11 protein-coding genes and 1 pseudogene are annotated in these 11,283 nt (G+C 56.7%); 8 read left to right on the top strand and 4 right to left on the bottom strand.

Annotated elements, in window-relative coordinates; genetic code table 11:
• Positions 1–268: 268 nt before the first annotated feature.
• A complete protein-coding gene (gene tyrS / locus ACIOWE_RS28660) occupies positions 269–1,468 on the bottom strand; it encodes a tyrosine--tRNA ligase (RefSeq protein ID WP_401398263.1) in 1,200 nt (399 codons plus the stop codon).
• Positions 1,469–1,680: 212 nt separating this feature from the next.
• On the opposite strand from tyrS, the gene ACIOWE_RS28655 reads away from it, so the two are divergent.
• A complete protein-coding gene (locus ACIOWE_RS28655) occupies positions 1,681–3,105 on the top strand; it encodes a peptidoglycan DD-metalloendopeptidase family protein (RefSeq protein ID WP_401398261.1) in 1,425 nt (474 codons plus the stop codon).
• Between the two features lie 3 nt (positions 3,106–3,108).
• Positions 3,109–4,200 carry an anhydro-N-acetylmuramic acid kinase gene (locus ACIOWE_RS28650; RefSeq protein WP_401398260.1) on the top strand — a complete coding sequence of 364 codons (1,092 nt, stop codon included), beginning with the start codon at positions 3,109–3,111 and terminating at the stop codon, positions 4,198–4,200.
• A 75-nt stretch (positions 4,201–4,275) separates the two neighbouring features.
• Here ACIOWE_RS28650 and erpA read toward each other — a convergent pair.
• Together erpA and argC are read right to left on the bottom strand one after the other, a co-directional pair.
• Positions 4,276–4,625 (bottom strand): annotated as a pseudogene (erpA, locus tag ACIOWE_RS28645) (iron-sulfur cluster insertion protein ErpA).
• A gap of 168 nt (positions 4,626–4,793) precedes the next feature.
• Positions 4,794–5,828 carry an N-acetyl-gamma-glutamyl-phosphate reductase gene (gene argC / locus ACIOWE_RS28640; RefSeq protein ID WP_016983465.1) on the bottom strand — a complete coding sequence of 345 codons (1,035 nt, stop codon included), beginning with the start codon at positions 5,826–5,828 and terminating at the stop codon, positions 4,794–4,796.
• A 135-nt stretch (positions 5,829–5,963) separates the two neighbouring features.
• Between argC and hemJ the strand changes: the two genes are divergently transcribed.
• The 6 genes from hemJ to coq7 all read left to right on the top strand — a co-directional run bounded on the left by hemJ (position 5,964) and on the right by coq7 (position 10,535).
• Entirely contained in the window at positions 5,964–6,392 is a 429-nt protein-coding gene (gene hemJ / locus ACIOWE_RS28635; protein WP_034155111.1) for a protoporphyrinogen oxidase HemJ, read from the top strand.
• A 33-nt stretch (positions 6,393–6,425) separates the two neighbouring features.
• Entirely contained in the window at positions 6,426–7,394 is a 969-nt protein-coding gene (locus tag ACIOWE_RS28630) for an NAD(P)H-dependent flavin oxidoreductase (RefSeq protein ID WP_401398258.1), read from the top strand.
• Between the two features lie 79 nt (positions 7,395–7,473).
• Positions 7,474–8,424, top strand: a complete 951-nt coding sequence (locus tag ACIOWE_RS28625; RefSeq protein WP_401398257.1) for a DUF805 domain-containing protein — start codon at positions 7,474–7,476, stop codon at positions 8,422–8,424.
• A gap of 61 nt (positions 8,425–8,485) precedes the next feature.
• On the top strand, positions 8,486–9,274 hold the full coding sequence (locus tag ACIOWE_RS28620; RefSeq protein ID WP_025113537.1) for an SDR family oxidoreductase: 789 nt from the start codon (positions 8,486–8,488) through the stop codon (positions 9,272–9,274).
• Between the two features lie 80 nt (positions 9,275–9,354).
• Positions 9,355–9,693 (top strand): histidine triad nucleotide-binding protein, encoded by a 339-nt coding sequence (locus ACIOWE_RS28615; RefSeq protein ID WP_003228789.1) that lies wholly within the window; start codon positions 9,355–9,357, stop codon positions 9,691–9,693.
• Positions 9,694–9,887: 194 nt separating this feature from the next.
• Entirely contained in the window at positions 9,888–10,535 is a 648-nt protein-coding gene (gene coq7 / locus ACIOWE_RS28610; RefSeq protein WP_401398255.1) for a 2-polyprenyl-3-methyl-6-methoxy-1,4-benzoquinone monooxygenase, read from the top strand.
• A 118-nt stretch (positions 10,536–10,653) separates the two neighbouring features.
• Here coq7 and speD read toward each other — a convergent pair.
• Positions 10,654–11,283: adenosylmethionine decarboxylase (speD, locus tag ACIOWE_RS28605; RefSeq protein WP_401398253.1), on the bottom strand; the 630-nt coding region annotated here is incomplete at its 5' end.

Raw genomic sequence — 11,283 nt, 5'->3', positions numbered from 1 at the left:
GATTATTTTCAGAAGTTTTCGAAGAATTCCTCAACAACTTCAACCACTTGCGCTTCCGATCTCTCGTCAGCGGGAGGCGAATTCTACAGCGTTACTCGCTGCTGTCAACACCTCTTTTTCAACTTCTTTTCGGCTTCGATAAACTGAAGCACTTGCTGTCGAAACCTACATAACTCATTGAATCTCAAGGAGTTTTCCGCTTCGACTGCGCCGGAAGTGGGGCGAATTATAGGCCTCCAGAATTCGCCGTCAATCCCTAATTCAAACTTTATTCAGATTTCAGCGTAATACGTGCGAAAGCCTTCTTGCCAGCCTGGCAAACATGGGTCGCTCCGACTACGTATATAAAGGAGCGATCAACCACCTCACCATCCACACGTACACCGCCTGCTGCCAACAGATCCCGAGCAGCTGCAGAGTTCTTCACCAGGCCTGCCTTATTAAGGACAGCGGCAATCGGCATATCCTCAGTAGAGGCCAACTCGATTTCCGGCAAATCATCCGGCAACTCACCTTCCTTCATGCGATTGCCCGCACCCCGGTGAGCATTCGCCGCCGCCTCTTCACCATGAAAACGCGCAACGATCTCTTCAGCCAGCTTGATTTTGATGTCACGCGGATTGGCGCCCGCCTCAACATCAGCACGAAACGCATTGATCTCATCCATCGAACGGAAGCTGAGCAATTCGAAGTAGCGCCACATCAACGCATCCGGAATCGAAACCAGCTTGCTATACATGACGCCCGGCGCTTCCTGAATACCAACATAGTTGCCCAACGACTTGGACATCTTTTTCACGCCATCCAGACCTTCAAGCAACGGCATGGTCAGAATGCACTGAGCCTCTTGACCATAGCCGCGCTGCAGTTCACGCCCCATCAGCAAGTTGAACTTCTGATCAGTGCCGCCCAGCTCGACATCCGCGCGCAGAGCAACCGAGTCGTAACCCTGAACCAGCGGATAGAGGAACTCGTGAATGGCGATCGGTTGATTGGTGGTGTAGCGCTTGTCGAAATCATCACGCTCGAGCATACGAGCGACCGTGTATTGCGAAGTCAGGCGAATGAAGTCCGCCGGCCCCATCTGATCCATCCAGGTAGAGTTGAATGCAACTTCGGTTTTCGCCGGATCAAGAATCTTGAAAACCTGAGTTTTGTAGGTCTCAGCGTTTTCCAAGACCTGCTCGCGAGTCAGCGGAGGACGAGTGGCACTCTTGCCGCTCGGATCACCGATCATCCCGGTGAAGTCACCTATAAGGAAGATCACCTGATGCCCCAGCTCCTGGAACTGACGCAGCTTATTAATAAGCACGGTATGACCCAAGTGCAGATCCGGAGCGGTCGGGTCGAAACCAGCTTTAATACGCAGCGGTTGGCCGCGCTTGAGCTTCTCGATCAGCTCGGACTCGACCAATAGTTCTTCCGCACCACGTTTAATCAGCGCTAGCTGCTCTTCAACCGACTTCATAACAGACCCGCAAGGCTCAGATTCAAAGGGAACCAACCATACAAGATCGTGCACCAATTACAAGTTTTGCCCGGCGCACGGACACCAATCCACAGACGCGGTGTCTGTAGACTTGCTTCAGAGATGATTTGGTTATATTTTATACAGTTATTTCATCTTCATCATGTCATTCATCTTTTCCAATTCATCACTTTTCAAAGTCAAAATTACTTATGACCACTGAACCGTCTAAAGCGCCACCGCTTTACCCGAAGACCCACCTGCTCGCCGCAAGTGGTATCGCCGCCCTACTCAGCCTGGCGCTCCTGGTATTTCCTTCCAGCGATGTTGAAGCCAAAAAGACGACCCTGAGCCTTGAACTGGAAAGTCCTGCTGAACAACTGACACAAGATCAAGACGCCGCCGACGCGGCTCAAGCCACAAATGAGCCCGTAACCTCCCCGTTCGCACAGATAGAAAACAGCGACGAAACCACGCCGCAAACTGCTGAAGCCGCGCCCGCGCCAGCACCCGTCGCCGAAAAACCAAAGGCCCCAGGTCATCGAGAAGTCGTTGTCGCAAAAGGCGATACGCTATCTACGCTGTTTGAAAAGGTAGGTTTGCCGGCCGCAGCCGTGCATGAAATTCTGGCCAGCGATAAGCAAGCCAAGCAGTTCAGCCAGCTCAAACACGGCCAGAAACTCGAGTTCGAACTTAACCCCGAAGGCCAACTGACCAGCCTGCACAGCAAGGTCAGTGACGTTGAAACCATCACCCTGACCAAGAATGACAAGGGTTATGCCTTTAACCGCGTCACCGCAAAACCAACCGTTCGCACCGCTTACGTCCACGGCGTAATCAATAGCTCGTTGTCACAATCCGCCGCCCGCGCCGGCCTGTCGCATAGTCTGACCATGGATATGGCCAGCGTATTCGGCTATGACGTCGACTTCGCTCAGGACATCCGCCAGGGCGACGAATTCGACGTGATCTACGAGCAGAAAGTGGTCAACGGCAAGGCTGTCGGCAATGGCCCGATCCTCTCTGCGCGCTTTACCAACCGCGGCAAGACCTACACCGCCGTGCGTTACACCAACAAGCAAGGTAACAGCAGCTATTACACCGCCGATGGCAACAGCATGCGCAAGGCGTTCATTCGTACGCCGGTGGATTTCGCCCGCATCAGCTCCAAGTTCTCCATGGGCCGCAAACACCCGATCCTCAACAAGATCCGCGCTCACAAGGGCGTCGATTACGCAGCACCGCGCGGCACCCCAATCAAGGCAGCCGGTGACGGTAAAGTGCTGCTCGCCGGTCGCCGCGGCGGTTACGGCAACACTGTGATCATCCAGCACGGCAATACTTATCGCACGCTGTACGGTCACATGCAGGGCTTCGCCAAAGGCGTGAAAACCGGCGGTACCGTGAAGCAGGGCCAAGTGATCGGTTACATCGGCACTACCGGCCTGTCGACTGGCCCTCACTTGCACTATGAGTTCCAGGTTAACGGCGTTCACGTCGATCCACTGGGCCAGAAGCTGCCAATGGCTGATCCGATTGCCAAAGCCGAACGTGCGCGCTTCCTCGCCCAGAGCCAGCCGCTGATGGCGCGTATGGACCAGGAAAAGGCCACCATGCTGGCCTCGAGCAAGCGTTAAGCGATGGCTCTGTATATCGGCGTGATGTCCGGAACCAGCCTCGACGGTCTGGACATCGCCCTGATCGAGCAGACCCCGGCGATCAAACTGATCGCCACGCACTACATTCCCATGCCTGAATCGCTGCGCACCGAGCTTCTTGGCTTGTGCGCCAGCGGCCCTGACGAGATTGCCCGCTCGGCGATTGCCCAGCAGCACTGGGTGAAGCTTGCCGCTCAGGGTATTAACACCCTTCTCGATCAGCAACGACTCAAGCCTGAAGACATACGCGCAATCGGCAGCCACGGCCAGACCATCCGCCATGAACCCGCACGCGGTTTCACCGTGCAGATTGGTAGCCCTGCCCTGCTGACTGAGCTGACAGGCATTACCGTCGTCAGCGATTTCCGCAGTCGAGACGTCGCTGCCGGCGGCCAAGGCGCACCTCTGGTGCCCGCCTTCCATGAAGCTTTGTTCGAAGAGAGTACCGGCAACCAAGCAGTCTTGAATGTCGGCGGTTTCAGCAATCTCAGTCTGATAGAGCCGACCAAGCCTGTAGCCGGTTTCGACTGCGGCCCCGGGAATGTTCTGATGGACGCCTGGATTCAGCAGCAGCGCGGCGAAAACTACGATCGCAATGGCGACTGGGCAAAAACAGGTTCCGTTGAGCCAACATTGCTGGAGGCGTTACTCAGCGATCCGTTCTTCGTCACCAAGGGCCCGAAAAGCACTGGCCGAGAGGTGTTCAACCTGCTCTGGCTGGAACAACATCTCTCACGCCTGCCCGCCTTCGCCGCTGAAAACGTACAAGCCACACTACTCGAGCTGACCGCGTTGACCATTGTCGAGTCGCTGCAAAGCGCTCAGTCGGATACTCAGGAACTGTTGGTTTGCGGCGGCGGCGCACACAACGCCACGCTAATGAAACGCCTGGCGGACCTGCTGCCAAATACACAAGTCGCCAGCACTGCCACTCACGGCGTAGATCCGGACTGGGTCGAAGCAATGGCTTTTGCCTGGCTCGCCCATTGCTGCCTCGAGGGCATTGCTGCCAACCGTCCAAGCGTCACCGGCGCCAAAGGCCTGCGCGTACTCGGCGCCATCTATCCCAACTGAGCAAAACACCGACAACAAAAAACGCCGCAGAACCGTGAGGCTCTGCGGCGTTTTGTTGTGTACAGCGAAATGCGATCAGATCGAGAACGAAGATCCGCAACCACACGTGGTGGTGGCGTTCGGGTTCTTGATCACAAAGCGTGAACCCTCCAGACCTTCCTGGTAGTCCACTTCGGCACCGGCCAGGTATTGGAAACTCATCGGATCCACCACCAGACTCACGCCTTCGCGCTCGACAATGGTGTCGTCCTCGGCCACATCTTCATCGAAGGTGAAACCGTACTGAAACCCCGAACAACCGCCGCCCGTAACGAATACGCGCAGCTTCAAGCGATCATTCCCCTCTTCATCGACCAGGCTCTTCACCTTGTGCGCAGCACCCTGGTGAATTGCAAAGCCGTGGGGGTGAAGGATTCGACGCTCATGCTGACTATCTCCCGGCGTTACGCCGCCATAATGCGTGATGACGCGCATTATCCGCTTCTCCTAGAAAATCGGTCAACTATTGTTACGGTATATCAATAAAGCCGATCAACTGTTCAGAATGCAAAAAGGCCCGTTTAACGGGCCTTTTTGCTGTGCGCGATAAAGTGTTACGGCAGCATACCTGCATGGGACAGGCCGAAACGCTCATCCAGGCCAAACAGAATGTTCATGTTCTGCACAGCCTGACCCGACGCGCCTTTGACCAGGTTGTCGATCACCGACAGTACTACCACCAGATCGCCATCCTGCGGACGGTGCACCGCGATACGGCAGACGTTGGCACCGCGCACGCTACGGGTTTCCGGATGGCTGCCGGCTGGCATCACGTCGACGAACGGTTCGTTGGCATAGCGCTTTTCGAACAGTGCCTGCAAATCCACCGAACGATCGACCACAGTCGCGTAAAGCGTCGAGTGAATACCGCGAATCATCGGCGTCAGGTGCGGCACGAAAGTCAGACCGACATCCTTGCCTGCTGCACGACGCAGGCCCTGACGAATTTCCGGCAGGTGACGGTGACCTTTTACCGCGTAAGCCTTCATGCTTTCCGACGTCTCGGAGTACAGCGAACCTACAGCCGCACCGCGACCGGCACCGCTGACACCGGACTTGCAGTCGGCGATCAGACGCGAGGCATCGGCCAGACCCGCCTCAAGCAGCGGCAGGAAACCCAATTGAGTAGCGGTTGGATAGCAACCCGGAACAGCGATCAGACGCGCTTTTTTGATTTGCTCGCGATTGACTTCAGGCAGGCCGTATACCGCTTCATCCAGCAACTCCGGCGCGCCATGCGGCTGGCCGTACCATTTGGCCCACTCTTCGGCATCCTGCAGACGGAAGTCAGCCGACAGGTCGATGACCTTGGTACCCGCCGCCAGCAGTTCACCCGCCAGTGCGTGAGCAACACCGTGCGGCGTGGCAAAAAACACCACATCGCAAGCACCCAGAGTTTTGATATCCGGAACGCTGAACGCCAGGCCGTCGTAGTGACCGCGAAGGTTCGGGTACATATCAGCCACGGCCAGACCGGCCTCGGATCGGGAAGTGATCACTACCACTTCTGCCTGCGGATGCTGTGCCAACAGACGCAGCAGTTCGACACCGGTGTAACCCGTGCCGCCGACGATACCGACCTTGACCATAAACCTGCCCTCAACGAACCCACTGGAAAGCCGTCGATAATAGGGGCCGCGCGCCCCTGCGACAACCGTCAAGGTGACGTGCGGACGCTCAAGCCTCTACTATCCGGGCTACCGTGAACCTGGGAATAACTAAAAATGCTCTATCTATGGATCAAAGCTTTTCATATCGTCAGCATCGTGTGCTGGTTTGCCGGCCTGTTCTACCTGCCAAGACTGTTCGTTTATCACGCACAAAGTGAAGACACGATCAGCAAAGAACGCTTCAGCGTCATGGAACGCAAACTGTATCGCGGCATCATGGGCCCGGCGATGATCGCCACGTTGATCTTCGGCGGCTGGCTGATCTATCTCAACCCAAGCATCTTCAGCATGGGCGGCTGGATCCACGCCAAGTTGACCCTTGTGGTCCTGCTGATCGGCTATCACCACATGTGCGGCGCGCAGGTAAAACGTTTTGCCCGTGGCGAGAACACCCGCAGCCATGTCTTTTATCGCTGGTTCAATGAAGTGCCGGTTCTGATATTGCTGGCTATCGTAATTCTGGTCGTGGTCAAGCCGTTCTAACTTCAACAAGTACAGATCTTTGGGGTATTCACAATGTCGCTGCCCGCTCTGCTCGAACAACGTCTGCGTCTGCCCGTAGTGGCGGCGCCGATGTTTCTGATTTCCAACCCGGAACTGGTGCTCGCCTGCTGCCGAAACGGCGTGGTCGGCAGTTTCCCGGCGCTGAACCAGCGCGAAAGCAGCGGGTTCAAAGCCTGGCTGGAGCAGATCGAGGCGGGCCTTGCGACGTTGGACAACCCGGCGCCCTATGCGGTGAACCTGATCGTGCACAACAGCAACCCGCGTTTGCAGGCGGATTTGAATATCTGCGTCGAACATAAGGTTCCGATCGTCATCACCAGCCTCGGCGCGGTGAAGGAACTGGTCGACGCGGTGCACAGCTATGGTGGTCTGGTCTTCCACGACGTCACTACTCGCCGGCACGCCGAAAAGGCTGCCGAGGCAGGCGTTGATGGCTTGATCGCGGTCGCGGCCGGTGCCGGGGGTCATGCCGGCACCTGGAGTCCGTTCGCCTTGATTGCCGAGATCCGCGAGTTCTTCGACAAGACGCTACTGCTTGCAGGATGTTTGAACCATGGCCATGAGATTCTCGCCGCGCAGTTGCTTGGCGCGGATTTGGCCTACTTCGGTACACGATTTATCGGTACTACGGAGAGTCATGCGCCTGACGCCTACAAGGAGATGCTGCTGACAGCCAAAGCAGCAGACATCATTCATACTCCGGCGGTGTCGGGTGTTCCGGCGAGTTTCATGCGCCAAAGTCTGCAGGCCGCCGGTTTCGATATGGCTGCCCTGCAAGGCAAGGGCGAAGTCAATTTCGGCGACAAACTCAAACCGATCAATGACGAAGCCAAGGCCTGGAAAACGGTGTGGTCGGCAGGTCAGGGCGTCGGACAAATCGATGATCTGCCCAGCGTGGATCAGCTGATCGCGCGTCTCGACGCCGAGTATCGCCAGGCCCAGAAGCGCGCTACACAATTGTCGAGCCGTTGGCCACGCTAAGAAAAATCAGGCCAGTCGTCAGGCGACTGGCCTTACACTGATAACCTTTGAATCTACTCGCGACAAGGATGCCTCGGCCATGAGCGAACCCCGTTACAAAATCGTCTTCGACGGTGCTCTACAGCCCGGTGTCGATATCACTACCGCCAAACTCAATCTGGCGGACTTGTTCAAAAGCGATGTGACCGCCATCGAGCGCTTGTTCAGTGGCCAGACTGTGGCACTCAAGCGCGACTTGTCCCATGGCGATGCGCAAGCTTATCTGCAAGCGCTGGGCAAAACCGGGATCGACGCCCGGATCGAAGCTGAAACAGCCATCGAGCTGAGCCTCTCGGATGTCCACGAACAATCTGCGCCCGTGGCGGAGCCCAACTCGCCTTATGCACCACCTCGCGCCAGCGTAGGTGAATCCTTCGCGGAATTTTCAACACTGAAACCGATGAGTGTACAAGGCAGGATCGGACGTCTGCGCTTCCTCGCCTGGACGATGGTCGTGACGCTGGTGAGCCTGCCGATTATCAGCATATTTGCACTGATCGCCGTGGGACTTGTCAGCTCCGACTCCACGGGTGGCCTGATCATCGGCGGCATCATCGCGTTCTTTTTAGGCTTGGCACTCATCGTCATCAGCATTCTGTTCACCGTGCAACGCCTGCACGATATCGGTTGGTCCGGTTGGCTATGGTTGCTCAACCTTGTGCCGTTGGTGGGCAGCATCTTCCCTTTTGTGATCATGGTTGTGCCGGGCAATACCGGTGCCAACCGCTACGGTCCACCACCGCCGCCCAACAGCACAGCCGTCAAGGTGCTGAGCGCACTGTGGATCGTGTTTATCGGGCTGTTTTTCGTCGGCGGAATGCTTGGTGGGATCTCGGCCATTCAGCAGGAGTACGAAACCAGCCTCGAAAGCAGCTACGACAGCGGCTCGGTAACCACCGATGAAATCGACGTCGAGGTCGAACCGGCAGCGAATTCCGCCGACGATGCAGCCGAAGCGGCGCAGGCCCCTGTAGACTCTGCGAAAGAATGAACAGCGCTCCCCGCCGTGACACCCGCGTCGCTGGCGCGGAGCTGTTGCGATGGAGAATTGCATGACCCGTTACGCTCTGATCACTGGCGCCTCCAGCGGCATCGGCCTGGCCATGGCCGAAGCCCTGGCCCGCCGTGGCCGCAGCCTGATTCTGGTGGCACGACAGCGTGATCAGCTGGAAAGTATTGCAATCGAACTGACCCAACGCTTCGGCGTCGAGGTGTTGTTTCGTGCCTGCGACCTGGGTGAGCCGCTGCGCCTGTCCGGTTTTTTGCTGGAACTGGAAGAAGGCGACCGGCAGATTGATCTGTTGGTGAACTGCGCCGGCATCGGCACCTGCGGTCCGTTTCTCGCTCAGGACTGGATGACCGAGCAGGACCTGATTGAAGTGAACATCCTCGCCCTCACTCGCCTGTGCCATGCGATCGGCAACAGCATGGCATTGCAGGGTGGCGGCCAGATACTCAACGTCGCCTCGGTAGCGGCGTTCAATCCCGGTCCATGGATGAGCACCTATTACGCCAGCAAAGCCTATGTGCTGCACTTCTCCGAAGCACTGCGGGTCGAGCTCAAACAAAGCGCGGTAAAGGTTTCGGTGCTCTGCCCCGGCCCTACCCGTACGGCTTTTTTCCGTACCGCACAACTGAACAGCGACAAACTCAAAGACAGCAAACTGCTGATGAGCCCGGAAGAAGTTGCGCTGTACACCGTGCGAGCGCTGGAGAAAAACCGCGCAATCATCATTCCGGGACGACGCAACCGCTGGTTCGCCTTTTTACCGCGACTGGGTTCGCGCTGGCTCAATCGCACCATCGTTGGCATGGTCAACAAGGCCTACTGCCCGCGCTGATCTGTCCTACGGCAAAACACTGGGCGGGTTCAATCCTCATGAGTACACTCAAGCCAGCCCAAACAACGGAGAAAACAGCAGTGGATACTCTGTTCACCAAGATCATCAACCGGGAGATCCCGGCGAAGATCATTTACGAGGACGACCAGGTTCTGGCGTTCCACGACATCGCCCCACAGGCACCCGTGCATTTTCTGGTGATCCCGAAGAAACCGGTGCGCACCCTCAATGACCTGACCGAAGACGACAAGGCACTGGCCGGGCACATTCTGTTCACGGCGCAACGCCTGGCGCTGGAACTGGGCTGCGAAGAAGGCTTTCGGGTAGTGATGAACTGCAATGAAAAAGGTGGGCAGACCGTCTACCACATTCATATGCACGTACTCGGTCAGCGTCAGATGAACTGGCCGCCGGGCTAAAACGTCAGACACACATTGTGGGAGCGAGCCTGCTCGCGAAGACGTCGGCACATTCAATTCATCAGCGCCTGACAATATGCCTTCGCGAGCAGGCTCGCTCCCACGAAAGCTTGACCGCGTGACAAATGACCCAGCGCAAACCTTCCCCGGCCGATTCGGTTAAACTGGCCGCCGAGATTCTTCCGGAGGTCAGCATGACTACCCAACGTCACTATTCGCCAATTGACCGTCTTCTGCTGCAAGCGGATGCCGCGATGCGTACCCTGCTGCCCTTCAGCGGCCAACCGTACCGTCCGTCACCAGCGATTCTGCAGCCAGAAACGCAAATGAGCGATGAAGACACTCGCCATGTCGCCGGCCTGATGCGCATCAACCATACCGGCGAAGTCTGCGCCCAAGCGCTGTATCAGGGGCAGGCGCTGACCGCCAAGCTGCCGCAGGTACGCGAAGCCATGGAGCACGCCGCCGAAGAAGAGATTGATCATCTGGTCTGGTGTGAACAACGCATTCACCAGTTGGGCAGCCATACCAGCATTCTCAACCCGCTGTTCTACGGCATGTCATTCGGCATTGGCGCGGTTGCCGGGCTGATCAGCGACAAGGTCAGCCTCGGGTTTGTTGCGGCGACCGAGCATCAGGTATGCAAGCATTTGAATGAGCATCTGGAGCAGTTGCCGGTTGAGGACGAGAAGTCCCGGGCAATTCTGGAGCAGATGCGTATTGATGAAGAGCATCATGCGGAAAGTGCGCTGGAGGCTGGGGGCTTCCGGTTTCCGGCACCGGTGAAGTTCGGGATGACCTTGTTGGCCAAGGTGATGACCAAGAGTACCTATCGGATCTGAGATGTGTTTGGGTGCGGAGGGCCTCATCGCGAGCAGGCTCACTCCTACACGGTTCTTTGTTTGAGCAATAAAAAAGGCGACAGTCCTGAGACGGTCGCCTTTTTTGTGCCTGGATTTCTTACGCAGGCATATTGCGCGCGTAGAAAATCTCCAGCATTTCGTGTTTCACACGATCGGTCACTTGGGCACGTTGCTCAGAGGACAGATTGCTGGTGGCGTCACCGAACAGGTAGTTGTCCAGTTCGAAGTTCTTCAACAGCATTTTGGTGTGGAACAGGTTTTCCTGATACACGTTCACGTCGGTCATCTGATACGCGTCGCGGGTGTCTTCGGAAAGGTAGTTCTGGATCGAATTGATCTCGTGATCGATGAAGTGTTTGTTGCCTTCAACGTCACGGGTGAAGCCGCGCACACGATAATCCACAGTCACGATGTCCGAATCGAACTGGTGAATGAGGAAGTTGAGCGCTTTAAGCGGTGAAATAACACCACAGGTCGACACATCGATGTCCACACGGAAAGTCGCGATACCGGCGTCCGGATGGATTTCCGGGTAGGTATGCACCGTGATGTGGCTCTTGTCGAGGTGGGCCAGGATAATTTCGGGCAAAGGACCCGGGGACTCTTCAATCTGGCTTTCAGTCGGGGTTACCGGCTCTTCAGAAATCAGAATCGTGACGCTGGCACCCTGAGGCTCATAGTTCTGACTCGCAATGTTCAGAATGTTGGCACCAATGATTTCGACAAC

The sequence above is a fragment of the Pseudomonas sp. NPDC087598 genome, from assembly GCF_044743525.1.
Classification (GTDB): Bacteria; Pseudomonadota; Gammaproteobacteria; order Pseudomonadales; family Pseudomonadaceae; genus Aquipseudomonas.
The sequence above is the reverse complement of the archived record's forward strand: the minus strand, read 5'-3'. Positions and strand labels throughout refer to the sequence as shown.